The sequence below is a fragment of the Micromonospora sp. NPDC047670 genome, from assembly GCF_043204915.1.
Lineage (GTDB): Bacteria > Actinomycetota > Actinomycetes > Mycobacteriales > Micromonosporaceae > Micromonospora.
Genome location: NZ_JBIDDA010000005.1, coordinates 80,194 through 104,302 on the forward strand (window position 1 = coordinate 80,194; position 24,109 = coordinate 104,302).

Consider the following 24,109-nt stretch of genomic DNA (forward strand, 5'->3'; position numbering starts at 1 on the left):
CATTCGGCCGGCGCATCAGCCGGCAGGGCGGGACGCACGGGTGAGGACCGCGTCGACGAAGGCGCAGACCCGGGCGGTGTGGCGGGTGGTCGGCCAGATCAGGCCGTACTCGATCGGGGGCGCGTCGCGGAGCGGGACGTAGACGATACCGGGCCGGGCGTGGTAGTCCCTCGCCCGCAACGAGGCGATGGACACCCCGGCGCCGGAGGCGACCAGCGACTGCACCTCGGGAAAGCCGGGCGCGGACGCGCCGTGCGGGATCGGCCGGCCGGACGGAGTCTGGCGGGGATAGATGTGCTCGGTCCAGAGCGGGGGGATGTCGCCCGCGATGGTCACCAGCGTCGTCTTGGCCAGGTCCTCGACCGAGACGGCGTCGCGCCGGGCGAACGGGTGCCGCGCCGGGACGAGCAGCGCGGCCGGCTCCGAGAAGATCACCGGGCCGGTGGTGAGGTCGGGCTCGGCAACCGGGAACTCGCTGAGCTGCAGGTCGAAATCGCCGGCGCGCAGCGGGCCGAGCGGGTTGTTGAGCGGCACCTCGTGCAGCTCGACCACGCAGCGCGGGTACTTCTTGCGGAACTCCTTGCCGGCATCGAGCACCAGGTCGGCCACCCACTGGGAGGAGAAGCCCACGCGGACCACGCCGTCGACCCCTCTGGCGTACGCGACGGCCCGTGCGTACGCCGCCTCGACCTGCCGATAGGCGGGCGCCAGGTCGTCGCGAAGCTCCCGGCCGACCGGGGTCAGCGTGACCCGGCGGCTGGTGCGCTCGAACAGCGGCACCCCGATGCGGCGCTCGAGCTGCTTGATGGTCTGGCTGACCCGCCCCTGCGCCAGGCCGAGCCGCTCCGACGTGCGGCGGAAATGCAGCTCCTCGGCGAGGGTGAGAAACGCCTCGATCTCGTGCCGTTCCATCGGATCCTCACTGGTGAGCGCGGCTCACTGATCGTAGATAATTCGGGTCTCGTTCCCCCGCCGGCGGCGGCCAAAGATGTGGTCATGACCGGAAACAAGCCCCCCTTCACGTACCGACCCATCACCGAGCGGGCGCCCCTGAGCTGGCCGGGCGGTGCCCGGGTAGCCGCCTACGTCGGACTCAACGTCGAGCACTTCCACATCGACAAGCCGTCCACGAGCATCTGGCCGGGCACCGCCGACCTGGTTCCCGACGCGCTCAACTACGGCTGGCGCGACTACGGGCCGCGGGTGGGCATATGGCGGGTCGCGGAGATTCTCGACCGGCACGGCATCCCGGCGAGCGTGCTGCTCAACTCCGAGGCTGCCGAGCACTACCCGCAGATCATCAAGGCCGGCCTCGATCGGAGCTGGGCCTGGCTGGCCCACGGGCGCACCAACTCCGCCCTGCACGCCGGGATGTCCCGCGACGAGGAACTGGCCGAGCTCACGGCGATCGTCGACACCATCGCCGAGGCGACCGGCACGCGGCCGCGCGGCTGGATGGGCCCCGGCCTGACCGAGACGTTCGAGACGCCGGCGCTGCTCGCCGAGCTGGGCCTGCAGTACGTGCTGGACTGGACCAACGACGACCAGCCGTACCCGTTGGACGTGCCCAGGATGATCAGCGTCCCCTACACGGTGGAACTCAACGACCTGGGCCTGTTCGGCAAGGGCACCACCGGCCCCGAGTTCGTCCAGATCGTCAAGGACCAGTACGACCAGCTGCACGCCGACGCCGCCGACGGCAGCGGCCGGGTGCTGGCGATCGCCCTGCACCCGTTCGTGATCGGCCAGGCGTACCGCGCCCGCTACCTCGACGAGGCGCTGGCGTACCTCGCCGCCCAGCCGGACATCTGGCTCACCACCAGCGACGACATCGCCGCGCATTACCTGGCGACCACGGGTTGACCGCCACGCGGCGGCTCGCCCTCCTGATGGCCGGCATCGCGACGCCAGCATCATCGCCGTCGGGTCGCCGGCCATCAGGAGACCCCGCCTTCTTCGCGGTCACGTAGCGCTGGGTGGTGAACGCCCGGCGTCCGCAGACTCGGAACCGGGCGGCTACCGCTCGGTTGTTGTCAGACCGCCGGCGTGCCTGGCCGTCCGGCCGGGTCGGCGATGCTGCCGGCACGGCGGGTGCGCAGGCTGCCGGCCAGACAGAGCGCCAGACCGAGCGCGAGCCAGGTCACCAGGGCGATGACGGGCCGAGCGGCGCCGTGACCGTCGAAGAAGCCGGTGGAGCGCAGCAACTGGCCACCGGCCCCGGGCGGCAGCAGTTGGCCGAGAGCGCCGGACCAGCCGGGCAGCATCTCGGGTGCGGTCGCGGCGCCCGACAGCGGATTGCCGATGAGCATCATGGTGATGGCGCCGAGACCGAGGCCGGCGTACCCGAGCAGTGACTCCAGCCCGAGGACGCTCACGGAGGTGGCCGCGATTGTCACCGCGATGGCGCTGGTGTTGGCCCAGTAGGCGCCGTCGAGGGATCCGAGCCAGAACTGCAGGATCGCTGCCACGGCCAGGCCGCCGGTAACCGCGAAGACGAGCGCCGCGGTGACCCGGCGGACGGTGCCGCGGACGAGTCGGGTCAGCAGCACCACGGCGAGCAGACCGCCCATGACCAGGGGCAGGGCCCCGGCGGCCAGGCCGGCGCCGCGCGGGTCGTCGGCCGGCAGGGGTACGAGGTCACGGGCGGCCGCCGTGCTGCCGCCCGGTGCCGGCGCGTGGTGGAGTCCGGCCGCGACGCTCTGCAGGGTCTGCGCGACCGCTGCGCTGGCGGCGGAGGCGGTGACGACCTGTGGGGTGCCGGAGCTGAGGTCGATCGCCCCGTACACCTCGCGGTCGCGGATCAACTGTTCGGCGGCGGCGGTGTCGGCGACCTCGGTGATGTCGAAGGCGTCCGGCAGTCGCTGGTTGATCGCGGCGCTGACCTGCTGGACCGCGGTGGCCGGCCCGGCGACGGCGATCGGCACGTCATGCAGGGACGACCGCACCGACGGCCACACGAAGGCGGTGAGCAGCACACTGATGATCACCGTGAGGATGGCGACTGCCCTGGCCACGGTCGGCCAGGGTGACGGTGACGTGTCGGCTGCGAGCGGGGCCTGAGCGGCCATGTCGACTCCCTCGATCGGAATGTTTCGCGTCACTGAGGTGGCGGAGGTTCCGCCGGTGAGCACCTCCGCCGGTCAGCGGATGCCCCTTGTTCATCGCAGAGTGAGCGGGGTTTCGACTGCGACGCGGGTCAGTTTCTCCGGATTGCGGACGTAGTAGAGGCCGGTGATGCGGGCATCCTCGACCCGGACCGCCAGGATGCCGTCGATCTCGCCGTTCAGGCGTACGAGGAGTGCCACGTTGCCGTTGACCACGGTCGGCTCACCGGTGAGCGTGCCTTCGACCTTGCGGAGACCGCCGAGCAACATGCGGACGACCTTGTCCGCGCCGATGACCGGCCGCAGCGCGGCGTGCTTGACGCCGCCGCCGTCGCTGACCAGGACGACCTCGGAGGCGAGCACGTCGAGCAGGCCGCGCGAGTCCCCGGTTTCGAGCGCGTACCGCAGCGACTCCACCGCCGCTCGGGCCTGGTCCGGCGAGACCGCCTGGCGAGGGCGGCGGGCGTCGACGTGCCGGCGGGCGCGGTGGGCGATCTGGCGGACGGCGGCGGGGCTCTTGCCGATGGCGGCGGCGATGTCGTCGTAGCTGGTCTCGAAGGCCTCGCGCAGCACGAAGACAGCGCGTTCGGTCGGCGACAGGGTTTCCAGGACCAGCATGAGCGCCATCGACATGCTCTCGGCGAGTTCGACGTCCTCGGCGACGTCCGGCGCGGTGAGCAGCGGCTCGGGCAGCCAGGGGCCGACGTACGCCTCCTTGCGGCGCTTCATCGAGCGCAGCCGGTTGAGTGACTGTCGGGTGGTGATCCGGACGAGGTAGGCGCGTTGGTCCTTGACGTGCCGCGCATCGACCTTGACCCACCGCAGCCAGGTCTCCTGCAGGACGTCTTCGGCGTCGGCCGCCGAGCCCAGCAGTTCGTAGGCGACGGTGAAGAGCAGGTTGCGGTGGGCGAGGAACGTCTCGGTCGCCGCGTCAGCGGCCTGTTCACTCATGTTCCGACGCTTCTCCTTCGCGTCCGGCTCGGCCTGGCCGGGAGCGTTCGAGCGGGCATGCACAGCAGGTTCCTCTTCCGTTGGTAGCGGTCCGCCCCGACCGGTCAGGCCGGCGCGATCGCGCGTGGACGCCGCACGATGCCCCGGCTGTGACACACGGAGGTGCGGACGACCCGTTGGCCGCTGGACTGCCGATGGCCGCACACGCGGCGGCGCGCAACCCCGCGCCCCGCACGACATACGACTCAGCTGCGTCGACGGTCGGCCGGGAGCGCCGGCGCACTCCCGGCCGACCCGTTCAGCGGATGCCCACCGCTTGGCCGCGCCTAATCCGTAGCTGTTCCTGTCGCTTGTTGTGGTTCTTGATCCATTTGTGCGAGCCGGGCTTGTGGGCCTCGTTCGTCAGGTGCTTGACGCTGAAGTTGCAGGAGAGTTCCTTGAGCTTCGCGCCCGGGCCGCCTCTGAGGTACAGCCCCATCGCGGTGTCGTCCTTGCGGGCGAGCTGGTAGATGCCGACGTCACGACCCAGGCTGATGCACATGGCGCTGAAGAGCACGCTGACGGGCTCGGGCTGCTTGGCCGCGATCCGGTTGAGCACCGTGTCGGCGGCGGCCGCGCCCAGGCAACTCGCCGCGTAGGCGCTCATCCGGTACGCCAGGTCCGACGGTGCCGACGAGTCCCCGGCCGCGACGATGCGCTCGTCGTCGACGCTGGTCAGCGTCTCGTCCGTGAGCAGACGTCCCACACCATCGGTACGTAGCCCGCTACGCGCGGCGAGATCGGGCACGGCGAACCCGGCGGTCCAGATGGTGACCTCGCTGGGAATCCGACGGCCGTTGGCGAGCTGCACGGCCGTACGCGTCACCGCCGTGACCTTCGAGTCGGGCCCGTCGAGCACCGTCACCCGGAGCTTGGCCAGCTGCTTGGCAGCCGTGCGTCGCGCCCGAGGATGCAGGTACGGGCCGAGCGCACCTCCGCAGACCAGGGTCACCCGCCGGCCCTGCTCCGCCAGCTCCGCGGCGGTCTCGATGCCGGTCGGACCGGCTCCGACGACCGTCAACGGCGTCGACGCCGGCGTGGCGTCGAGGACCGACCGCAGCCGCTGCGCCGCCTCCAGCGTGGAGACCGGGTAGGCGTACTCGTCCGCTCCGGGCACCCGCCGGTCCGTGTCCCCGCTGCCCACCGCGTAGATCAGGTAGTCGTAGCCGACCGCGCCGCCCTTCGTCAGCGTCACACCGCGCTCCGCCGCGTCGATCCGGACCACCGTGTCGACGACCACCCGGACCCGGTCGTTCAGGACCTCCCGGTAGTCGTAGACCGCGCCGTGGGACCCGCCCACCAGCTGGTGCAGGCGCAGACGCGCGACGAACTTCGGACGCGGATTGATCAACGTCACGGTCACGTCGTCGCGCTGCATCAGGCGATTGGCCGCCATCACGCCGGCGTAGCCGCCGCCGACCACGACCACCTCGGTGTTCCCAGCCATGGTGTCTCCTCTGTTTCAAGGGCTTCGGCCACAAGACACCGGCTGCGGGATCGGTGTGACAGATGTGAGTCAGGTCACTCCCCTATCGTGCCGCGTTCTCGTCCCGAATGCGGGACTTGAACTCGGGACACTCGACGAGTGGCGTGTGGGTGCACGTGGCGGCGTGCCGGAGGCTGTCCCGCATGCGCGTGAGGCGGGCGATGTCCTGGTCCAGCTCCGCCGCCTTCGTCGCCATTCGCTCCCGCAACTCGGCGTCGCCCGGATTCGCGACGAGGAACGCCGCGATCTGCGCCAGGGTGAACCCCGCGGCCTGCGCGCAGCCGATGAGGGTGATCCGGTCGATGACGTCCGGGTCGAACGTGCGGCGCAACCCGTTGCGGCCGCTGGACCGGATCAGTCCCCGCCGCTCGTAGAACCGCAGCGCCGAGGCCGTCGTCCCGGTCCGCTCGGCTACCTCGGCGATGTCCAGCACTGTCCCAAGCGACACGTCGGCGATCCTCTCGGTCGGTCTTGACTTGAAGCACGGTACAAGTCAGAGGCTGGCGGAGCACACGTCCGTCGGATCGGGAGATCACTGAACATGCCACTGCACCCGCAGGCCCAAGCCCACCTGGACCGGCTCGCCGCCGTCAACTTCGCCGGCCTGCACACGGTCACGCCCGAGCAGGCCCGCGCCGGAGCCCGTCGGTTGACCGCGGCGTCGGTCGGCGAACCGGAACCGGTCGCCGACGTCACCGACCGCGTCGTCGTGACCGAGGCGGGCGAGGTGCCGGTATGCGTCTACCACCCGCTCGGCGTCGCGACCGAAGACCGGGCCCTTCCGGTCGTGGTCTTCTTCCACGGCGGCGGCTATGTGCTGGGCGACCTCGACTCTCACGACGGCCTCGCCCGCGCCCTCGCCAACGGCGCGCGCAGCGTGGTCGTGTCGGTCGACTATCCCCTGGCACCGGAGCACAAGTTTCCCGCGCCGGTCGATGCCGGCTACGCGGCGACCGCGTGGGTCGCCGAGCACGCCGTCGAACTCGGCGTCGACCCGGCACGCCTCGCCGTCGCGGGCGACAGCGCAGGGGGCAACCTCGCCGCCGTCGTCACTCTGAAGGCGCGCGCCGCGGGACAGCCGCGGATCGCGTTCCAGTTGCTCATCTACCCGGACCTGGACTTCCGGCGCAGCAACCACTCGATCACCGCGTCCGCCGGCAAGTACGGCAACCTCAGCCGCGAGGCACAGCACTGGTTCATGGATCACTACCTCGCCGCCGGCGACGACAAGCTGAACCCGCTCGTGTCCCCGCTGCTCGAACCCGACCTCGGTGGACTCCCACCCGCACTCATCATCACCGCCGAGTACGACGCCCTACGCGACGAGGGCGAGGAGTACGGCGGGCGTCTCGCCGCCGCCGGCGTACCCGTCACCGTCAACCGCTACGACGGCATGATCCACGAGTTCCTGCGCCATCCGTTCGACGACGCCAAGGTCGCCATCGACGACGCCACCGCCGCCCTCAGAGGCGCCTTCGACCGCAAGGCCATCCCCGATGCCTGAACTCGATTCGGCGCCGGGTCCTCGTTCGGCGCACCAGCGCACCGCCGGAGCCGGTCGTGCGCCGCTCGGCGACGCCCCCGGCCGGGGAAAATCCGGGATTCGGACGGAACGGACCTCGACGCGATCGGCCGGTCCCGCGGCGGGTTGACGAGGACGCTGCATCCGGTTGTCGACCTGCGGCAGCCAACCTCGTTCGACGGCGGACGTGTCCGGCAGCTCACCGATCGCGGCGGTGTCGATCGGCTACGCGCGAGGGATCCCGACCTGGCCCGCGCGGCGCTCGATGAGCGGCGTGAGCCCGTCCAGCATGAGCCGCAGGCCCAGCTCGAAGATCCGGTCGAGATCGAGGTCGTAGCCGTCGACGGCGAAACTCGCCATCAGCCCGGCGAAGGCCGGGTACCGGCCGGTGGCGGCGATCTCGCTCATGGCTGGTCCCTGCTGCCGTATCCACTCGTCCTCGGACAGGCCGGTGGTGGCCTGGGCGTGCGCCTCCCGTTCGAGGTTCACGGCCAGGCCCTGCACGTAGCTGTACAACAGCACCTGCAGATCGAGGGTGGTGGCCGCGTCGAAGCCGGCGCTCCTCAGCGCGGCGAGGATCTGCTCGCCGTGCGCGAGAAGGTTCGGCAGCGGCAGTGGCCGGGTGAGCGGGCTCAGGTGGGCCAGCCAGGGATGGCGTCGGTGCAGCGTCCACAGCGTCCGCACCGCTGCCTCCACGCGACCCCGCCAGCTCTCGGTGTCCCGCGCCGCGGGCGGCAGCTCTCCGAACGCCGCGTCGGCCATCAGCATGACGAGGTCGTCCTTGCTGGTCACGTGCCGGTAGGCCGACATGGTCGACGCGCCGAGCCGCGCGGCGATCCCGCGCATCGACAGCGCCTCCAGGCCCTCGGCGTCGGCGATCTCGATCGCGACCTGCACGATCCGCTCGCCGCTGAGCTGGCGGTCGGACCCCGCCGCGACACGCGGTGCGTGCCGCGGCGGGTCGGCGACCGCGGCCGGCTCGGGCTGGGCCACCAGCGTGCCGACCCGTGGCTCCGCCCGGACCAACCCCTCTTGACGCAGGGTGGTCAGCGCCTTCGTCGCGGTCGCGAGGGCGACATTCCACCGGATGGCGAGCTGACGCGTCGACGGCACCCGGTCGCCGGGGCGCAGTTCGCCGTCGGTGATACGGCGGCGCAGATCCGCGACGATGCGCTGGTACGGCGGCTCGGTCACCACACCCCCCACTGCCCTGTCCTAGCACAGGCAGCCTATCAGCAGCCCTCTGTACTAGCATAGAAATGCAGGTCAGCCGCTTGTTGACGCATCCGCGTACGGCGTACATTCAGACGCGTACAGCGTTAGCGATCAAGGAGACGTCATGAAGAGTGTGCTGATCTCGGGTGCGAGCGTCGCCGGCCCGGCACTGGCGTACTGGTTGGACCGCCACGGCTTCGCCGTCACGATCGTGGAGCGTGCTCCGGCGCCGCGCGCCGGCGGGCAGGCGATCGACATCCGCGGGGTGGCGCTCGACGTGGTCGACCGGATGGGCCTGCTGGGTCCACTGCGCCAGGTGCGCACCCAGATGCGCGGCATGTCGATGGTGGACGGCGACGGCAACGAGCTGATGCGCTCGACCGAGCACACGATCAGCAGTGGCCGCCTGGACAGCGACGACATCGAGGTGTTGCGCGAGGATCTCACGGCCATGCTGTACGAGAGGACGAGCGGCACCGTCGAGTACCTCTTCGGCGACTCGATCGCCACCCTGGAGCAGGACGACCGCGGCGTGCGGGTGACGTTCGAGCGCGGGGCGCCGCGCACGTTCGACCTCGTGGTCGGCGCCGACGGGCTGCACTCGACCGTGCGCCGACTGGCGTTCGGTCCGGAGGAACAGTTCATCCACCACCTGGGCACCTACCTGTCCGTGTACACCATGGAGAACTTCCTGGGCCTGCAGGACTGGCAGGTCTGGTTCCGTGACGGCGACCTCGGCGGCGGCGTCTATCCGGCACGCAACAACACCGAGCTGCGGGTCAACCTGGGCTTCGTGGCCGGTCCCATCGCCTACGACCACCGCGACCTCGACGCCCAGCGCCGGCTGCTGGCCGAGCGGTACGCCGCGATGCGCTGGGAGGTACCGAAGCTGCTCGACGGCATGTGGAAGGCGTCGGACTTCTACTTCGACGCGATGGCCCAAATCAAGCTCGACTCGTGGTCGCGCGGACGGGTGACGCTGCTCGGCGACGCGGGCTACTGCGCCTCGCCGTTGTCCGGGCAGGGCACCAGCCTGGCCCTGGTGGGTGCCTACCTGCTCGCCGCCGAACTGGCCGCGGCCGACGGCGCCCACCCGGCGGCCTTCGCCGGGTACGAGCGGCGCATGCGCCCGTTCGTCACGGTCAACCAGGCGCTGGCCACGCAGAACCCGGGCGGCCCGGCGTCGGAGGAGTCGGTGGACCGTGCGAAGCGGGCGATCCGCCTCGACGGGTGAGGCGTCCGCCGGCCGGCGGTGGACACATCGGGTTTCGCGTACGCAGAGAGACTGCCGGCTCCCCCACTACGACGCCTGCTGGACCCACCGGTTCAGAGCGCGCGCGAATTCGATCACCGCGGCCTTGGCGGAGGGCGGCATTGACGCCAGCGATGCGCGCTGGTGCCGCACGCACACCGCGACGTTGTCGACGCGAAAGTAGACACGCACGTCGCGGTCGTGCCAACCGCGGTCGTCGAGGTCCGCCTCTTCCGCGATGTACGCCTCGTCGCCGATGCCGGGAAGCCGCTCCCCCGTCGTGGGGCAGCCCCCCAGGTTCGCGGGGAGCAGGGGGGCCTCCACGTCGAGTTCGGTGATTTCCCCGTCGCGGTCCCGGCCGGGTTCCCACTCACAACTGTTCGTGGCCTTGTGCGCGGACCGGAGCTTGGCTCTGGGGATCAACGGCGCGATGACCTCGGGGTGCTCGGTCAGGTAGAGGCACACGTTCGGTGGTGCCGTGAACCCTCTGGCCGAGGGCGACGCGGACGAGGGCACGGGCGTGGTGGCCGACGGGCTGCCGCCTGGTCGGCTCCCGTCTCGGGCGGTCTCCCGATCCGACGCCTCGCCCGGCGCGAGCGTGTAGCCCATCGCCAGTGCGCCGGCCAGCAGGGCCACGGCGATGACGATCACAGCGGCAACGCGCGTGGGCGAAACACGTCGGGCACGCGGGCCGTCCGCTTCGGTCGGCAACGGCTCGGTCCGCTTCGCGGTCAGTTCCCTGGTCGGCGCTGCGGCCTGCACCTCGGTCGACGCGGTGACCCGGACCGTCGGCTGGTCGCCGGCCGTGACGCCGACCGCGACCTCCCGCAGACGCTCCGCGGCCGCGTCGGCCGACAGGCGTTCGTCCGGGCGGCGCGCCATCAGGCCGAGCAGCGTCGGGCTCAGCGGACCAGCGCGTTCAGCAGGTCTGGGGTCGCGACTCAGCACGGCGGCGACCAGTTCCGCCGGGTCGTCCGTGTCGTACGCGGGCCGGCCTTCGACGGCGAAGTACAGCGTCGCACCGAGCGACCACAGATCGGACGCCGGCTCGACGCCCCGCCCGGCCAGCCGCTCGGGCGCCACGTAGCCCAGCGTGCCCATCACCGAGCCGGTCCCGGTGAGACCCCGCGTGGCGCCCATGACCGCGGCGATCCCGAAGTCCGTGAGTACGGCGCGGCCGTCCCGGTCCAACAGGACGTTCTGCGGCTTGATGTCGCGATGCAAGATGCCGGCAGCATGAGCGACCCGCAGGGCCGCGAGCAGGTCTTCGCCAATCTCCGCGGTCCGCTGCGGAGTCAGCGGCCCTTCCTGGCGCACCACGGAGTAGAGCGACGAGCCCTCGACCAGACCCATCACGATCCACGGTCGACCATCCTCGATCAGAACATCGTGAACGGTCACGATGCCCGGGTGGTTCAACCGCCCCGCTGCGCGCGCCTCGGTCATCGCGCGCTCCCGAAGCGCCCTGCGTTCGGATTCGCTGAGGCCGTCGGGCAGCCGCAGCTCCTTCACGGCCACGTCGCGGTCCAGCAGGACGTCCGCAGCGCGCCAGACGACCCCCATGCCCCCGCTGCCGACCGGCTCGGCCCGCAGGACGTACCGGCCGTCCGCCAGGGTGCGCCGCGTCTTCCCCATGGCCGGAAGGATATCGAGGCTCCGCCGGCGACGGAGTCCCGCCGCAGCCTCGTCACGAGGCGCGGACCGTCCCCCAGCTACGGTGCCGGCAGCGTCCGCAGGGTGACACCGACCAGAGCCTGGCTCGGGCCCGGCCTGGTGCCATTCGGTCGACATCAGCCCTGCTGAGCCCCGGACATCCCCCGCCCGGCCGTCCGGACCGCGCTCGCGCGGGCGGGCGGGCCTGCTCCTCGTGCCGCCTCCGGCACCCCTGCCGGAGGCGGCGAGGTCGCATCACGCGACGGCGGTTCCCTCGAGTTCGACCATCAGGGTGGGGATCGCCAGCCGTGTCACGCCGAGCATCGTGGTGGCCGGCGCCACCCCGGCGGCGCCCAATCTCGACGCCAGCACGCCGTAGTGCGCGAAGAGCCGGTCGACGTCGGTGGTGTAGACGTTGAGCCGGACGAGGTTCGCGAGGGACATCCCGGCCTCGCCGAGGACGGCCTCCAGGTTGTCGAGGCTCAGCGCCAACTGCGCCGCCATGTCGCCCTCGTGCTGGGGCTTGCCCTCGCTGCTCATCGCGGTCTGTCCCGCGCAGTACAGGGTCCGGGTCTGTCCGGAGACCAACTCGCCCTGGTTGTACCCCAACGCCACCGACCACGGCCACGGGTTCACCGTCGTGCGCTCCATTGCCATCTCTGCTCCATCTGTCGAGAGTGTGGGCATGCTGGGACTCGCACCCACGCGCCGGTGAGCCTCCCAGGCAATCACGACACCGTTTGTCGCGTATTCCTGGCACAATCTGCGCATGCGGGCAGACCGGTTGGTCTCGCTGGTGCTGCTGCTGCGCCAGCGCGGTCAGCTGACCGCGGCCACGCTGGCCCGCGAGCTGGAGGTGTCCACCCGCACCGTGCTGCGTGACATCGAGGCGTTGTCCGCGGCCGGCGTGCCCGTCTACGCCGAACGCGGCCGGCACGGCGGCTTCGCGTTGCTGCCCGGTTTCCAGACCGAGCTCACCGGGCTGAACCACGACGAAGCGCTGGCCCTGCTGGTCGCCGGATCGCGGCGCGGCGCGCAGGCGTTCGGCCTCGGTTCGGCGCTCGCCTCCGCCATGCTCAAGGTGGTCGACGCCCTGCCCGAAAGCCACCGGGACATCGCGGCCGGCGCGGTCGAGCGACTGCTCGTCGACCCGGAGACCGACCTGCTCTCCCGCCGGCTGGTCGCCGAGGAGGTTCCCGACGCCATAGTGACCGAGGTTCGGCGGGCGGTGTTCGCCGGGCACAAGCTGCGCATCCACTACGCGGCCGTGGGCCAGGCCCCGAAGTGGCGCACGGTGGACCCGATCGGCCTGGTCACCGTACGCGAGCAGGGCTACCTGCTGGCCACGAGGTCCGGCGCGGACCGCACCTACCGGCTGTCCCGGGTCTTGGCCGCCGAGGAACTCCCCGAACCCGCACAGCGACCGGACCGGGTCGATCTGGACCGTGCCTGGCAGGAACGCAGCACGCGGTTCCGCACCGGCGGCGACCAGGTCACCGTGCTGGTACGGGTGAACCCGACACGGCGGGAGGACCTGGTGGGCACCGCGCTGGCCGTCCACGCCGAGGAGGTCGACGCCGACGGCTGGCTACGGCTGGAGGTGACCTTCCAAGACCCGAGACATGCCGAATGGGCGCTGTGGCAGCTCGCCACGAACGCGGAAGCCCTGGCCCCGCAGTGGTTGCGTACCGCCCTGCGCGACCGCGCCGCCGCGATCGCCGCCCGCTACGACGTGCCAGTTGGGAGTTGAAGGGTGACCCGGTGACCGTCGGTGCCCATGGCTGCCGCACTGCGGTCGCTCGGCGGCGTCGGCGCGATTCGCGGGCCGTCGGCGGCCCGCTGGATGCGTTGCCGGGCCAGATCCGCCGCGGCGGCGCTTCACCTCACGCGACGCGCTCATCGATGCGATGGCCGCCTGGGCCACCCGGCGGTTCGCCGACGCCGTGGAGTCGGCCTACACCGCCACGGCCCCGGCCCTGGTCACCCTGCACCAGGTAACCGCGAACGTACTCCGCGTCAAGATCGACTGGGGGTACGCGATGAGTCGGACCACCTCACGCGATCCCGACGTCGCGCGGGTGCACGCCGAGGTCCGCAACCGGTGCGACGAGATGCTCCGGAGGGCGCGGGATGCTGGCCTGCTCCGCGCCGACGTCAATCTCGACTGGGCGCGCCGTGTCTACTACGCGCTCATCCACGAGGCCGCGACGGGGCCGGACGAGGGTCTGGACGCCGACGCCCTGGCCACCCGACTCGTCGACACCCTACTGCACGGGCTCGGTGCCGGCGCCAGCGCTTCGACCACGAACGTTCACGCTGTCGGGTGACCCGCCGCAATGGACGCCGATGACGGGTGATCGTTGACCGTCGACCCAGGTCACCGACGGCCGGTTGGCGACAAGCCGTCCAGCGCTCCGCCATCAGGCACCGGATCCACGTCATCGACCATTTCTCCCGCGGTCGAACCGCACGGTAGACACCAGATATTGCAACGAATAGTGTCTATGTCCTGCCGTCTTGGCAGATCGACGGGGACAGGAGATTCCGTGAAGAGAAGGTCAATGGCATCGGCGACTGCTCTGGTGGGCGCGGCGGTGGGGGCGATGATCCTGCTGACCGGGAACCCCGCCTCAGCAGCACCCACCGTCTACCTGGAGAAGACCCAGTACCTCACCAGCAACCCCACGGACTCGATGGGCACCTCCTGCACCAGCAAGCGGATCACCCTGGCATCGGGCAACTACACCTGGGGGAACTACTACCCCGGCTCAGTCCGTGACCAGTACCTCGGCGCCACCACCTACACGTGGACGACCTGCCTGGACCCGAAGAACGGCTACTACCAGCAGACGACAACGCTGGACCCGGATCAGTCGGGATGGGCCACCGCAACCATCAGCGATGCCCTGGTCATCTCCCCTTCCGGCACCTGGACCTGGGGTTCCTATATCGATCCCCACTTCTGATCCCGCCCGGCAGGGACAGCCAGATGCCCGGAGCATCCGCTCCGGGCATCTGGCTGTGCGGCGTCAGCGCGGCGGCAATTGTTGCTGCCGACCCCTCGACCGGGCGGGGCGATAGGATCGTGATCATGGAGATCCTGCGCTACGCCGCGTTCAGCGCCGATCCGGCGGGCGGCAACCCGGCTGGTGTCGTACTCGACGCCACCGGGATCGACGACGCCGAGATGCTGCGGGTGGCGGCCGACATCGGGTACTCCGAAACGGCGTTCCTCGTGCCTCGCGGCAACGGGCGCTTCGAGGTGCGCTACTTCAGCCCGTTGGCCGAGGTGCCGTTCTGCGGGCACGCGACCATCGCCTCGGCTGCCGCCTACGCCGAGCGGCACGGCCCCGGGGTCCTGCACTTCGACACCCGAGCGGGGCTGGTCGAGGTTTCCACCGCCCTGGCGCCGGACGGCACGACCACGGCGACGCTGATCAGCGTGGAGCCGCAGACCAAACCCATCGCCGCCGATGATCTCGCGGCGCTGCTGGAGGCGCTGCGGTGGGCACCAGGCGACCTCGACGCGACGCTGCCGCCCCGGGTCGCCTTCGCCGGCGCCTGGCACCCCGTCGTGGCCGCCGCGAGCCGGCAACGGCTCGCCAACCTGGACTACGACATGGACGCGCTGGCCACGCTGATGGCGCGGCGCGACTGGACGACGATCGACCTGGTGTGGCGCGAGTCCGCTCAGGTGTTCCACGCCCGCAACCCGTTCCCACCGGGCGGTGTCGTGGAGGACCCCGCCACCGGCGCCGCGGCCGCTGCCTTCGGCGGCTACCTACGGGAGCTGGGGCTGGTCGCGCCGCCCGTGACCGTCACCGTGCACCAGGGCCAGGACCTGGGCCGTCCCAGCGTCCTGACCATCGGAATTCCCGCCGAACCGCGAACCGGCATCGCGGTGACCGGCACCGCCGTTGCCCTTGCCGGATAGGGCCCCGGATTCCGCGTCACCGGTGCCGCGACGATGCGTGCGGCGTGTGACTGCCAGTAGGGGTAGTTGATCGGAACTGGCGCAGTACCGGACGCCGCCGACGTGAGCATGACGACCGACCTGTCGCCTACTCGACGAGGTTCACCGCCGAGGTTCACGAGTACATCAGGTGCAGCGTCATGCCGGCGTCGGCGTGTGCCAGGTTGTGGCAGTGGTTGGCCCACATCCCGGGGTTGTCGGCCCGGAACGCCACCTCCCAGACGTCGCCCGGGCGTACGTCGAACGAGTCCAGCCACAGAGGGCTTCCGGTCGCCGGTCTTCCGTTGCGGGTCAACACCAGGACGTGGTGCCCGTGCAGGTGCCACGGGTGCACGACCTGGGACCGGTTCACGATCGTGAACTTCACGATGTCGTCGAGGCGGACGACCTGGGACGGAATGTCCGGATCGGCCGCGCCGTTGACGGTGTGGGCATACCGCGGAAGCAGCCCGCGCAGGTCGAGACCGCGGTCGAGGACGAGGGTGAACTCCTTGTCGAACCGGGACCACGGCACCGGAGCGGCGACGCCGTAGCCGAGCGGATCGAGCACCGGCCACGCGCCGGTCGCCGCCGACACCGGTCCGGTCGAGTAGACCTCGCGCCCGTCGACGTACAGCGCCACCGGCGTGGCGGGCGCGGTGAACACCAGGTCGTAGCGTCCGCCGGCCGGGATCAGCACGGCGGTGTCGACGAGCTGCGTCGGGCCCCGCAGGTCGGATCCGTCGATCGCGGCGACCCGGAACGGGGTCCCGGCCAGGGCGTACCGGTGTGTCGTGCTGTCGGTGTTGATCAGCCGCAGGCGCACGGGCGTCCCCGCCTCGACCGGCTCCGTGCTCGGTGCGGGCAGTGGAAGGCCGGACAGGGTGTGCACCGGCACGGTGACGTCGACACCCGTCACCGGCGCCGGGCGCACCACCAGGACACCGTAGAGCCCCTTGCGCACGCCGATGTCGGATACCGCGTGCGTGTGGTACCAGTACGTCCCGACCTGGTCGGCGCGGAACCGGTAGACGAACTCCTGGCCGGGCAGCACCGCCGCCTGCGTCACGCCGGGCACCCCGTCCTGGCTGTTCGGCACGTCGTACCCGTGCCAGTGCAGCGTGACCCCCCGCGCGATGTCCCGGTTGCGCAGCGTCACCTCCAGGACGTCGCCGACGGTGGCGGTCAGCTCCGGCCCGGGAACCTGCCCGTTGAACGCCCACGCCGCGACGTCCCGGCCGCCCACGCTCACCGTGGCGGTCCCGGCCGTCAGGGTAAACCGCCTGGTCGGTTCGCCGACGGTCTGGGTTTCCCGATAACCATGGTCGTGCGGTACGGCGGGAGCGGCGTTCGGAGTGACGGCCAACCCGGTTCCGGTCACCAGCGCCGCGGCCGCCACCGCGAGAGCCGCCCGGGACACCGTCGGCGACGGGCGCGCGTCGAGGATGCGCCACGTGACCGCGGTCGCCGCGACGACCCCGGCGACCGCCAGCAGTCCGACTCCCGCCGAGGCCGGATAGCCGTGCAGGACCGTCACGAGCAGGCCGGCGCTTCCGGCGTACCCGGCGAAGAGAAGGGGGACCGCGACGAGCCGGATGTCGCCCGAGGCCCGCAGCAGCCGCGGCCCGGCGACGGCCACCGCCGCGAGTGACAGTGGGGCGGCGACGAGGACCTTCTCCGCGGCGAACCACCAGCCGGCGCGGGCGAGCGCGGTGATCGTGATCGCCCGGGCGAGCGTGGCGAACAGCGCGAGTGCGACCAGGCCCAGTGCGAGCGGGCGGCGGCGGGCGGCGGAGGCGGCGCCGCCGCCCAGCCACCCGGCGGCGGCGAGGACCGCGATCACCAGGTCGGCCGCGAGCAGCGAGCCGGTGGTCATGCCGGCTCCCCTCCGCCGACGGCCACCGGGGTGGCGGCGGCCGGCGTCGGGCCGGCCAGCCTCCGAGCCGCCTGGTAGACGCTGACCACGACGTGCACCGCGACGATGCCGTTGAGCGCGTGCAGCCCGGCGATGGTCAGGCCGAACGGGGTGCTGGCGCCCGCGGCGTCGGTGGACCCGTTCGCGAGCCCCGCGAGGAGCGCCTGCACGACGACCAGGCCGAGCGGCAGGGCCGCCAGGCCGACGACCCGGCCCGGCGCCTTCGCCAGCGCGGCGAACAGGATGGTGAGCAGGGTGAGAACGGGGATGACCGCCGTCCCGTTGACGCTGTGCAACGTGTACGCGTCGTCGCCCGCGGGCTTCGTGAACGCGCCCACGGCGGCGAGGACGAACTGCAGGGTGAACGCGCCGAGGGACAGCGCGCTGACGATGACGAATGCCTTGCGCATGGTGTGCTCCTAGTGGTGAGCCGGGGACAGCGCCCGGGCGACGTGATCGGTGGCCGTGATCGCGCCGTACGCGACCAGCCGCACGAGGTCGGCGTCGGCCGGATGGGAGTACCGCCAGAGGGCGACGTCGCCCGGGCTGATCGCGCTGGGCGCGAACGCCGCCAGCAGCGCTATCCGCGTCCCGACGCGGTCCACGCCGGGCACGTCCCGGACCAGATCGACGGCCCAGTCCGCGGGCCGGTCCGGGTACCGTCCGTCCTCCCACCGCACGGCGGCCGTGACGGTCTCGCGGGCCACGTCACCCAGGAGGTCTCCGCCTCGCACGGCGGCGTCCTTCAGCGACGCGTACGCGACGCCGACCGGGCTGTCCCCGGCCCAGGCCGGCGGGGCCGTCGTGCCGGCGTCGAGGAGCGCCAGGCCACGGCCGGGCTCCTTCGGCTCCCGGGCCACCCTGGCGCAGAGCCGGCCCCCGACCGAGCGCACCAGCGGGGAGCGCTGTAGCCCGCCGGGTAGCAGGTCCGGGGCGAGCAGCGCCGAGACGATCCGGTTGATGAACTGGAAGGCGAGCAGGGTGCCGGTCAGCTCGGGACGGTACGGGCTCGTCCAGTCGGCGGCCCGGGGGCTCCGGCTGGCCTCGGCCCAGGCGACGAGCTCGGCGTGCCCCGGCTCCGACGGCGTCGCGCCCCGGGCGAAGACCTCGGCCAGCTCGTGCTCGCCCAGGGCGTGCAGCAGCAGCACGTGGGCGTCGACGCAGAACCGGCAGCGGTTGGCCCGGGACACCGCCGCGGCGACGAGCTCGCGGTCGACCCGGGAGGCGTCCCCGGCGAGCAGGGCCTCCCGCATCAGCGCCCACGTCGCGGCCTGCACCTCCGGCACGGCCGAGAGCGCCTGGAAGGTGGGCACCGGCCCGAGGAACTCGTCCCGCAGTTGCCGGTAGACCTCCGCGGTGAGACCGGTCGCGGCCTTCGGGGGGACCGGGGTGAAGAAGCGGTATGTCATGGGTTCGATGCTTGCCGCGGTGGGCCGGGAAGTCGTCGTGCCGCCGCAGGCAGTTGCCCGGCCGCCGATACCGCGTCCGCGGTACGCCTCATGTACCGCCGGAGGGGGATGCTCCTTCGAAAACGGCCGCTCTACAGTTCGGTCATGCGCCGCGATCTGCCGTACGCCCTCAGTGGCCTCGCCCTCGGGGGCCTCCTGCTCGGCAACGCCGCGCTCGCGCCGGACGCCGCACCGGTGCGGGCGATCGACGTCGCCCTGGTCCTGGTCATGGCGGCGGCCCTGGCGGTGTGCCGGCGCTACCCGGTGGTGGCGGTGAGCGCGGCGACCGTCGCCATGCTGGCCCTGCACGTGCGGGTGCACGCCGGGGTCTCCGCCGCGTTCCCCGTCCTCAGCACGGTCTACGTAGCCGCCTGGCGGGGGCACCGAGCGGCCGCGGCCCTGTCCAGCCTCGTCTTCCTCGGCGGCTTCCTGGCCCGCGACGTCTCGGTCGCGCCCGCGGACCGGCCCAGCCAGCAGATCGCCGAGCGGACGGCCCTGCTGCTGGGCTGGTTCTTCGCGGCCAACGTCGCCGGACTCGTCGCGCGGCAGCGCCGGGCGTACCTGGAACAGGTCGAGCAGCGGGCGATAGAGGCCGAACGCACCCGCGAGGAGATGGCGCTGCGCCGTGCCGGGGAGGAGCGCCTGCGCATCGCCCGGGACCTGCACGACTCGCTGACCCACAGCATCTCCGTGATCAAGGTGCAGGCCGGGATCGCCGTGCACCTGGCCCGCAAGCGCGACGAGGAACCGTCAGCCGCGCTGCTGGCGATCCAGGAGGCCAGCGGCGCCGCGATGCGCGAACTTCGGGCGACGCTGGACGTCCTGCGCTCCCCCGCCGACGAGGACCGTGTCGGGCTGGCCCGGGTGGGCGAGCTGGCCGAGCGGACCCGGGCGGCCGGCGTACCGGTTCAGGTGACCGTCACCGGTACGCCGCGTGACCTGCCCGCCGAGGTCGACCAGGCCGGGTACCGCGTGGTCCAGGAGGCGCTGACCAACGTGGCCCGCCACGCCGGCCCCGCCACCGCCCGGATCCACATCGCGTACGCCCCGGCGCAGCTGACCGTCTCGGTGGACGACGACGGCCAGGCGTCGCCCGCCCGGCCGGTGACACCGGGGGTGGGCCTGCGCGGCATGCGCGAACGGGTCACCGGGCTGGGCGGGACGCTGCGGACCGCCGCCCGCGACAGCGGCGGGTTCGCGGTGCGGGCCACGTTCCCGCTGGACGCTCGCGCATGACCGAGCGCTTGCGCGAGGTCCGATGATCTCAGTCCGCCACGGTGCGTGGCGGCTCCGACCGGAGGGATGAGCGGGCATGATCAGGGTCCTGCTCGTAGACGACCAGGCGCTGATGCGGGCCGGGTTCCGGGCGTTGCTCGGCGCCGAGGACAACCTGGAGGTGGTCGGCGAGGCCGCCGACGGCGCCTCGGCCGTCGAGCTGTCGCGACGCCTGCGGCCGGACGTCGTGCTGATGGACGTGCAGATGCCGGGACTCGACGGCATCGAGGCCACCCGGCGCATCGCCGCTGCTCCCGACCTCACCGCCGTCCGCGTCCTCATCCTGACCAACTACGGGCTCGACTCGTACGTCTTCGCCGCGCTCCGCGCGGGCGCCAGCGGGTTCCTGCTCAAGGACGCCGACCCGGCCGACCTGCTGCAGGCCGTCGACGTCGTGGCCCGCGGCGACGCGCTGCTCGCCCCGGCGGTCACGCGTACCCTCATCAGCGAGTTCGTCGCCGGCCCGCCGCCGGCCGACCCCGCGGCCGGACGCGACGTGCTGACCGCCCGCGAACAGCAGATCGTCGAGCTCGTCGCCCGGGGGCTGAGCAACGACGAGATCGCCGCGCGCATGGTGATCAGTCCGCTGACCGCCAAGACACACGTCAACCGGGCGATGGCGAAACTGCACTGCCGCGACCGTGCCCAGCTGGTCGTGTGGGCGTACGAGTCGGGGCTGGTCACGCCCCGTCGCCGGTGACAGCCGGTCGGCGGCCCGCCAGCAGGTTGCTCCACAGCCGGTGAGCGGCACCGCGGGCGCCGGCGGTCGCGGTAGGGTCCACTGTCATGCCCACGAGCGCGGACGTCCGTCAGGAACTCGCCGGCCTCGCCGACCCACGTCGGGCGGAGGGATCGAGTCGGTACCTGCAAATGGTCCCCGGCGGGTACGGCGAGGGCGACCGGGCCATCGGTGTCTCCGTCCCGGACCAGCGCAGGGTGGCCGGCCGGTACTGGCGTGACCTGTCCCTGGCCGAGACGGCGCGGCTGCTGACCAGTGGCGTGCACGAGGAGCGGCTGACGTCGCTGTTCATCCTGGCGCGGAAGTTCGCCGAGGGCAACGAGGAGGAACGGGGCCGGATCTTCGGCGTCGTCCTGGCCAACACCGTCCACATCAACAACTGGGACCTGGTGGACTCGTCCGCGCCGTACATCGTCGGACCCTGGCTGATCGACAAGGACCGGAGTGTGCTGGATCGGTTGGCCGAGTCGGACCTGGTATGGGACCGGCGCATCGCCATCATGGCAACCTTCGCCTTCGTCAGGGCCGGTGACTTCCACTGGACCCTCCGCCTCAGCGAACGGCTCCTGCGCGACCCGCACGACCTCGTGCAGAAGGCGGTGGGCTGGATGCTGCGCGAGGTGGGCAACCGTGACAGAGCGGCGGAGGAGGAGTTCCTGGCCCGCCGTTACCGGGTCATGCCGCGGGTCATGCTGCGGTACGCGATCGAGAAGTTCGACCCGCAGCGACGCAGGGAGTACCTCTCCGGCGTGGCCTAGCTGACCGCCGCCGCCGGGTGGTGGTTGTCGGCGGGCAGGGTCGTGGGTAAATCCCTGGTCGTCCGACGGGCGTGTCACCGATGATGACGCCCATGGCCGCCAGCACCGCACACCCCGCCGCCACGGCGCCCGCGAGCGGACCGGTGGACGCACGGGCCAGTAACCCACCGACAGGTACGGTCGACCAGACGGGGAAGGCCACCATGGATGTCACCGACCGCCGTGAGCTCGCCCGCGGGGCGCTCGACGGCCACCTGGGTGGCAACGCCGCCTCGCTCCGAGCGACGGCCCGCGCCCTGGCGGAGGCGGAGTCGGCCGTGGCCGCCGTGCTCGTCGAGGGCATCAGCGACCAGATCGCGCTGGAGACGGCCGCAGTGGCCCGCGGCCGGGATCTTGCGGAGAAGCGGGTCGTGATCGTGCCGATCGGCGGGGCGCACGCCGTCGGTCGTTTCCTGACGAGACTGGGCCCGTTGGGCGCGGGGCTGCGACTTGCCGGTCTGTGCGACCTGCGGGAGGAGGAGATATTCCGGCGCGGACTGGACCTGGCCCGTGTCGGCTCCCCCCGCACACGCACCGAGATGGAGCAACTCGGGTTCCACGTCTGCGTCGGCGATCTGGAGGAGGAGCTGATCCGCGCCCTGGGAACGGCAGGGGTCGAAGCGCTCTTCGAGTCGACGGGCGACCTCCGGTTGTTCCGCTCGTTCCAGAGCCAGCCCGCCTGGCGTGGCCGGGAGCCCGAAGCGCAGCTGTGGCGGTTCCTGCGCAGCAGCTCGCGCCGCAACCTGCGCTACGCACGCCTGCTCGTCGAGGCGGCAGTCGGCCGGGACGCCCTGCCGCGGCCACTCGACGCGCTGCTCACCGCCGTTTGACCCGTCGAGGGCGGCCCCTCGACGCGGCAGCTCCAGCCCGGCGACAGGAGACACGGGCCGGGGAAAGCCACCCGCCGCCCTGCCCGCGAATCCCAGCGGCGGGGGGGGGGGGGGGGCCCCCCCCCCCCCCCCCCCCCCCCCCCCCCCCCCCCACGCTCGGATCACCCGGTCACGCCGACACGTGCGCCACCCCCGGCCGCCCGCTCTGCACGTGGACGCTGGCCCGCGTCGACACCGGCGCACCGGGGGCGTTGACGAAGGGCACGACCCGGTAGTCGGTGCGCATCTCGTCGCGACCCAGGTGGCACACCTGGTACCCGCGCTGGGAGTTGTGGAACTTCATGTGCGGGTTCTCGGCCAGCCAGGTCACGCCGAGGCTGTCGTGGTCCGTCCCGTTTCCGCCCGAGCTGATCGACGTACCGAGGAACTCGGTGCCGATCGTCCGCGACCCGGGGTCGGCGAAGTCGAGCTTGAGATCGGCAGCCACGCTGCGGTGGGCGTCGCCGGTGACGATGAGGAAGTTCTCGACGTTCCGCTCCGCCACGCCGGCGAAGAGGCGCTGGCGCGCGGCGGCGTACCCGTCCCAGGTGTCCATGCCGTAGCGCTCGCCCGGGCCGGCGGTGTGGTCGGCCTCCATGGCGAAGACCTGGTTGCCGAGCACGTTCCACCGTGCGGTGGACGCGGCAAGCCCGGCCAGCAGCCACGCCTCCTGCTCCACGCCGAGCATCTGCCGTTGCGGATCCCAGCGCAGCGACGCGTCGGTGAGCTGCCGGTCACGGAAACGCCGCGTGTCGAGCACGTCGAGTTGCAGCAGGTCGCCGAACCGGAGGCGCCGGTAGACCTGCATCTCCGGGCCCTGCGGCAGCGACGACGCCCGCAGGGGCAGGTTCTCGTAGTACGCCTGGTAGGCCGCCGCTCGGCGGAGCCGGAACACGGCCGGGTCCTGGTCCGGCTCGGTGTCCGGCTGCGAGTGGTCGCCGGCCCAGTTGTTCTCCACGTCGTGGTCGTCCGGAGCCACCACCCAGGGCGCGGCAGCGTGCGCCGCCTGCAACGCCGGGTCCAGCTTGTACTGGGCGTACCGGAGCCGGTAGTCGGTCAGGGAGAACGTCTCGACGGCCGGGTAGTGGGCGCGGCCGATCGAGCCGGCGCCACCGCCCTCATAGATGTAGTCGCCCAGGTGCACGACGAGGTCCAGGTCCTCACGGGCCATGTGCTCGAACGCGGTGAAGTAACCGTCGGTGTATGCCTGGCAGCTCGCGAACGCGAAGCTCAGCGACTGGAGGGCGGTCCTCGGGCGTGGCGCCGTGCGGGTACGGCCCACTGGGCTGACCTGGTCGGCGACCCGGAACCGGTACCAGTACACCCGGTCCGGCCGCAGGCCGTGCACCTCGGCGTGCACCGAGTACCCCCAGTCGGCCGTGGCGCGCCTGACGCCGCGCCGCACCACACGGCGGAAGTCCTCGTCCTCCGCCACCTCCCACCGCACCTGGACGGGGCGATCGGGCATGCCGCCGAGCCCATCGAGGGCGAGCGGGTCCGGTGCCAGGCGGGTCCAGAGCACGACACCGTCGGACGTCGGGTCGCCCGAGGCCACACCCAGGGTGAACACGTAGCCCGGCAGGGCGGTCCGCCGGCCCGAGGCCGCGGCGGGTTCGGCGGCGAGGACGGCGGCACCCGCGGCGATACCGCCCAGGGCAAGAAAGCGACGGCGCGGCAGCATGAGTGGGGACTGCGACATGTGGTGTTGCCTCCCGGACAGGTCTGGCATCTGTTCCTCGACATCCCATCGGCCCGGCCTGGCGTTCCCCGGAACGGGTGGTGAACGGGACCGATCTCGAAGTGGGCACTCCCGGGAACGTATCCCTCCTGCGGTGTGGCGCCGGGGATCGACCCGGTGCGCGAGATCGGCAGGCGGCGGCTCGCCACCCACC

General features: G+C 72.0%; 23 protein-coding genes. 11 read left to right on the forward strand and 12 right to left on the reverse strand.

The genetic code is table 11. The annotated features are described in order from the left end of the window. Window positions 1-15: 15 nt before the first annotated feature. Window positions 16-912 (reverse strand): LysR family transcriptional regulator, encoded by an 897-nt coding sequence (locus ACGF7U_RS14110; protein WP_393106389.1) that lies wholly within the window; start codon window positions 910-912, stop codon window positions 16-18. An 84-nt stretch (window positions 913-996) separates the two neighbouring features. On the opposite strand from ACGF7U_RS14110, the gene ACGF7U_RS14115 reads away from it, so the two are divergent. After that, window positions 997-1,863: a polysaccharide deacetylase family protein gene (locus ACGF7U_RS14115; RefSeq protein WP_393106391.1), complete on the forward strand. Its 867-nt coding sequence runs from the start codon at window positions 997-999 to the stop codon at window positions 1,861-1,863. Window positions 1,864-2,033: 170 nt separating this feature from the next. On the opposite strand, the gene ACGF7U_RS14120 is transcribed toward ACGF7U_RS14115, so the two are convergent. From ACGF7U_RS14120 to ACGF7U_RS14135, 4 genes are all read right to left on the reverse strand, one after another. After that, window positions 2,034-3,014 carry a hypothetical protein gene (locus tag ACGF7U_RS14120; RefSeq protein ID WP_393106393.1) on the reverse strand — a complete coding sequence of 327 codons (981 nt, stop codon included), beginning with the start codon at window positions 3,012-3,014 and terminating at the stop codon, window positions 2,034-2,036. A gap of 144 nt (window positions 3,015-3,158) precedes the next feature. Next, window positions 3,159-4,055, reverse strand: a complete 897-nt coding sequence (locus ACGF7U_RS14125) for an RNA polymerase sigma-70 factor (RefSeq protein ID WP_393106395.1) — start codon at window positions 4,053-4,055, stop codon at window positions 3,159-3,161. A 298-nt stretch (window positions 4,056-4,353) separates the two neighbouring features. Further along, entirely contained in the window at window positions 4,354-5,541 is a 1,188-nt protein-coding gene (locus tag ACGF7U_RS14130; RefSeq protein WP_393106397.1) for an NAD(P)/FAD-dependent oxidoreductase, read from the reverse strand. A gap of 82 nt (window positions 5,542-5,623) precedes the next feature. Further along, entirely contained in the window at window positions 5,624-6,028 is a 405-nt protein-coding gene (locus ACGF7U_RS14135; protein WP_393106400.1) for a MerR family transcriptional regulator, read from the reverse strand. Between the two features lie 93 nt (window positions 6,029-6,121). Between ACGF7U_RS14135 and ACGF7U_RS14140 the strand changes: the two genes are divergently transcribed. Beyond that, entirely contained in the window at window positions 6,122-7,084 is a 963-nt protein-coding gene (locus tag ACGF7U_RS14140; protein WP_393106402.1) for an alpha/beta hydrolase, read from the forward strand. 243 nt (window positions 7,085-7,327) lie between these two features. On the opposite strand, the gene ACGF7U_RS14145 is transcribed toward ACGF7U_RS14140, so the two are convergent. Then, the gene (locus ACGF7U_RS14145) at window positions 7,328-8,296 is read right to left on the reverse strand and encodes a TetR/AcrR family transcriptional regulator C-terminal domain-containing protein (protein WP_393106404.1); all 969 of its coding nucleotides are present in this window, start codon (window positions 8,294-8,296) and stop codon (window positions 7,328-7,330) included. Between the two features lie 145 nt (window positions 8,297-8,441). Between ACGF7U_RS14145 and ACGF7U_RS14150 the strand changes: the two genes are divergently transcribed. Further along, the gene (locus tag ACGF7U_RS14150; protein WP_393106406.1) at window positions 8,442-9,551 is read left to right on the forward strand and encodes an FAD-dependent monooxygenase; all 1,110 of its coding nucleotides are present in this window, start codon (window positions 8,442-8,444) and stop codon (window positions 9,549-9,551) included. 66 nt (window positions 9,552-9,617) lie between these two features. Here the strand turns inward: ACGF7U_RS14150 and ACGF7U_RS14155 are convergent, their stop codons facing one another. Beyond that, the gene (locus tag ACGF7U_RS14155; protein WP_393106408.1) at window positions 9,618-11,204 is read right to left on the reverse strand and encodes a serine/threonine-protein kinase; all 1,587 of its coding nucleotides are present in this window, start codon (window positions 11,202-11,204) and stop codon (window positions 9,618-9,620) included. 273 nt (window positions 11,205-11,477) lie between these two features. Beyond that, on the reverse strand, window positions 11,478-11,873 hold the full coding sequence (locus tag ACGF7U_RS14160) for a RidA family protein (protein ID WP_393107153.1): 396 nt from the start codon (window positions 11,871-11,873) through the stop codon (window positions 11,478-11,480). 118 nt (window positions 11,874-11,991) lie between these two features. Between ACGF7U_RS14160 and ACGF7U_RS14165 the strand changes: the two genes are divergently transcribed. From ACGF7U_RS14165 to ACGF7U_RS14180, 4 genes are all read left to right on the forward strand, one after another. Beyond that, entirely contained in the window at window positions 11,992-12,972 is a 981-nt protein-coding gene (locus ACGF7U_RS14165) for a helix-turn-helix transcriptional regulator (RefSeq protein ID WP_393106410.1), read from the forward strand. Between the two features lie 157 nt (window positions 12,973-13,129). Then, window positions 13,130-13,549, forward strand: coding sequence for a hypothetical protein (locus ACGF7U_RS14170; protein WP_393106412.1), 420 nt, complete (start codon window positions 13,130-13,132; stop codon window positions 13,547-13,549). A gap of 234 nt (window positions 13,550-13,783) precedes the next feature. Then, window positions 13,784-14,188 carry a hypothetical protein gene (locus ACGF7U_RS14175; RefSeq protein WP_393106414.1) on the forward strand — a complete coding sequence of 135 codons (405 nt, stop codon included), beginning with the start codon at window positions 13,784-13,786 and terminating at the stop codon, window positions 14,186-14,188. 125 nt (window positions 14,189-14,313) lie between these two features. Beyond that, window positions 14,314-15,156 (forward strand): PhzF family phenazine biosynthesis protein, encoded by an 843-nt coding sequence (locus ACGF7U_RS14180; protein ID WP_393106416.1) that lies wholly within the window; start codon window positions 14,314-14,316, stop codon window positions 15,154-15,156. A gap of 154 nt (window positions 15,157-15,310) precedes the next feature. Here ACGF7U_RS14180 and ACGF7U_RS14185 read toward each other — a convergent pair whose 3' ends face one another. Genes ACGF7U_RS14185 through ACGF7U_RS14195 form a run of 3 tightly spaced genes read right to left on the reverse strand, consistent with a single transcriptional unit; the run spans window position 15,311 to window position 18,498 of the window. Next, on the reverse strand, window positions 15,311-17,050 hold the full coding sequence (locus ACGF7U_RS14185; RefSeq protein WP_393106418.1) for a multicopper oxidase family protein: 1,740 nt from the start codon (window positions 17,048-17,050) through the stop codon (window positions 15,311-15,313). Further along, window positions 17,047-17,499, reverse strand: coding sequence for a DUF6220 domain-containing protein (locus tag ACGF7U_RS14190; RefSeq protein ID WP_393106420.1), 453 nt, complete (start codon window positions 17,497-17,499; stop codon window positions 17,047-17,049). The genes ACGF7U_RS14185 and ACGF7U_RS14190 overlap by 4 nt, the downstream gene beginning before the upstream one ends. A gap of 9 nt (window positions 17,500-17,508) precedes the next feature. Further along, complete coding sequence (locus tag ACGF7U_RS14195; RefSeq protein WP_393106422.1) at window positions 17,509-18,498, reverse strand: carboxymuconolactone decarboxylase family protein; 990 nt, start codon at window positions 18,496-18,498, stop codon at window positions 17,509-17,511. A gap of 651 nt (window positions 18,499-19,149) precedes the next feature. Here ACGF7U_RS14195 and ACGF7U_RS14200 point away from each other — a divergent pair. The 4 genes from ACGF7U_RS14200 to ACGF7U_RS14215 all read left to right on the forward strand — a co-directional run bounded on the left by ACGF7U_RS14200 (window position 19,150) and on the right by ACGF7U_RS14215 (window position 22,178). Further along, the gene (locus ACGF7U_RS14200) at window positions 19,150-19,773 is read left to right on the forward strand and encodes a sensor histidine kinase (protein ID WP_393107155.1); all 624 of its coding nucleotides are present in this window, start codon (window positions 19,150-19,152) and stop codon (window positions 19,771-19,773) included. 76 nt (window positions 19,774-19,849) lie between these two features. After that, the gene (locus ACGF7U_RS14205; protein ID WP_393106424.1) at window positions 19,850-20,512 is read left to right on the forward strand and encodes a response regulator; all 663 of its coding nucleotides are present in this window, start codon (window positions 19,850-19,852) and stop codon (window positions 20,510-20,512) included. An 86-nt stretch (window positions 20,513-20,598) separates the two neighbouring features. Further along, complete coding sequence (locus ACGF7U_RS14210) at window positions 20,599-21,309, forward strand: DNA alkylation repair protein (protein ID WP_393106426.1); 711 nt, start codon at window positions 20,599-20,601, stop codon at window positions 21,307-21,309. Between the two features lie 203 nt (window positions 21,310-21,512). Further along, on the forward strand, window positions 21,513-22,178 hold the full coding sequence (locus ACGF7U_RS14215) for a TOPRIM nucleotidyl transferase/hydrolase domain-containing protein (protein WP_393106428.1): 666 nt from the start codon (window positions 21,513-21,515) through the stop codon (window positions 22,176-22,178). 169 nt (window positions 22,179-22,347) lie between these two features. Here the strand turns inward: ACGF7U_RS14215 and ACGF7U_RS14220 are convergent, their stop codons facing one another. Next, on the reverse strand, window positions 22,348-23,916 hold the full coding sequence (locus ACGF7U_RS14220) for an alkaline phosphatase D family protein (protein ID WP_393106430.1): 1,569 nt from the start codon (window positions 23,914-23,916) through the stop codon (window positions 22,348-22,350). Window positions 23,917-24,109: the final 193 nt, after the last annotated feature.

Excerpts from the sequence above, each read along its gene's own strand:
- ACGF7U_RS14190 (WP_393106420.1), bottom strand. The coding sequence starts at position 17,499 with ATGCGCAAGGCATTCGTCATCGTCAGCGCGCTGTCCCTCGGCGCGTTC.
- ACGF7U_RS14110 (WP_393106389.1), bottom strand. The coding sequence starts at position 912 with ATGGAACGGCACGAGATCGAGGCGTTTCTCACCCTCGCCGAGGAGCTG.
- ACGF7U_RS14195 (WP_393106422.1), bottom strand. The coding sequence starts at position 18,498 with ATGACATACCGCTTCTTCACCCCGGTCCCCCCGAAGGCCGCGACCGGT.
- ACGF7U_RS14165 (WP_393106410.1), top strand. The coding sequence starts at position 11,992 with ATGCGGGCAGACCGGTTGGTCTCGCTGGTGCTGCTGCTGCGCCAGCGC.
- ACGF7U_RS14130 (WP_393106397.1), bottom strand. The coding sequence starts at position 5,541 with ATGGCTGGGAACACCGAGGTGGTCGTGGTCGGCGGCGGCTACGCCGGC.
- ACGF7U_RS14155 (WP_393106408.1), bottom strand. The coding sequence starts at position 11,204 with ATGGGGAAGACGCGGCGCACCCTGGCGGACGGCCGGTACGTCCTGCGG.
- ACGF7U_RS14140 (WP_393106402.1), top strand. The coding sequence starts at position 6,122 with ATGCCACTGCACCCGCAGGCCCAAGCCCACCTGGACCGGCTCGCCGCC.
- ACGF7U_RS14175 (WP_393106414.1), top strand. The coding sequence starts at position 13,784 with ATGGCATCGGCGACTGCTCTGGTGGGCGCGGCGGTGGGGGCGATGATC.
- ACGF7U_RS14205 (WP_393106424.1), top strand. The coding sequence starts at position 19,850 with ATGATCAGGGTCCTGCTCGTAGACGACCAGGCGCTGATGCGGGCCGGG.
- ACGF7U_RS14160 (WP_393107153.1), bottom strand. The coding sequence starts at position 11,873 with ATGGAGCGCACGACGGTGAACCCGTGGCCGTGGTCGGTGGCGTTGGGG.
- ACGF7U_RS14220 (WP_393106430.1), bottom strand. The coding sequence starts at position 23,916 with ATGTCGCAGTCCCCACTCATGCTGCCGCGCCGTCGCTTTCTTGCCCTG.
- ACGF7U_RS14115 (WP_393106391.1), top strand. The coding sequence starts at position 997 with ATGACCGGAAACAAGCCCCCCTTCACGTACCGACCCATCACCGAGCGG.
- ACGF7U_RS14125 (WP_393106395.1), bottom strand. The coding sequence starts at position 4,055 with ATGAGTGAACAGGCCGCTGACGCGGCGACCGAGACGTTCCTCGCCCAC.
- ACGF7U_RS14215 (WP_393106428.1), top strand. The coding sequence starts at position 21,513 with ATGGATGTCACCGACCGCCGTGAGCTCGCCCGCGGGGCGCTCGACGGC.
- ACGF7U_RS14180 (WP_393106416.1), top strand. The coding sequence starts at position 14,314 with ATGGAGATCCTGCGCTACGCCGCGTTCAGCGCCGATCCGGCGGGCGGC.
- ACGF7U_RS14200 (WP_393107155.1), top strand. The coding sequence starts at position 19,150 with ATGGCGCTGCGCCGTGCCGGGGAGGAGCGCCTGCGCATCGCCCGGGAC.
- ACGF7U_RS14150 (WP_393106406.1), top strand. The coding sequence starts at position 8,442 with ATGAAGAGTGTGCTGATCTCGGGTGCGAGCGTCGCCGGCCCGGCACTG.
- ACGF7U_RS14170 (WP_393106412.1), top strand. The coding sequence starts at position 13,130 with ATGGCCGCCTGGGCCACCCGGCGGTTCGCCGACGCCGTGGAGTCGGCC.
- ACGF7U_RS14210 (WP_393106426.1), top strand. The coding sequence starts at position 20,599 with ATGCCCACGAGCGCGGACGTCCGTCAGGAACTCGCCGGCCTCGCCGAC.
- ACGF7U_RS14185 (WP_393106418.1), bottom strand. The coding sequence starts at position 17,050 with ATGACCACCGGCTCGCTGCTCGCGGCCGACCTGGTGATCGCGGTCCTC.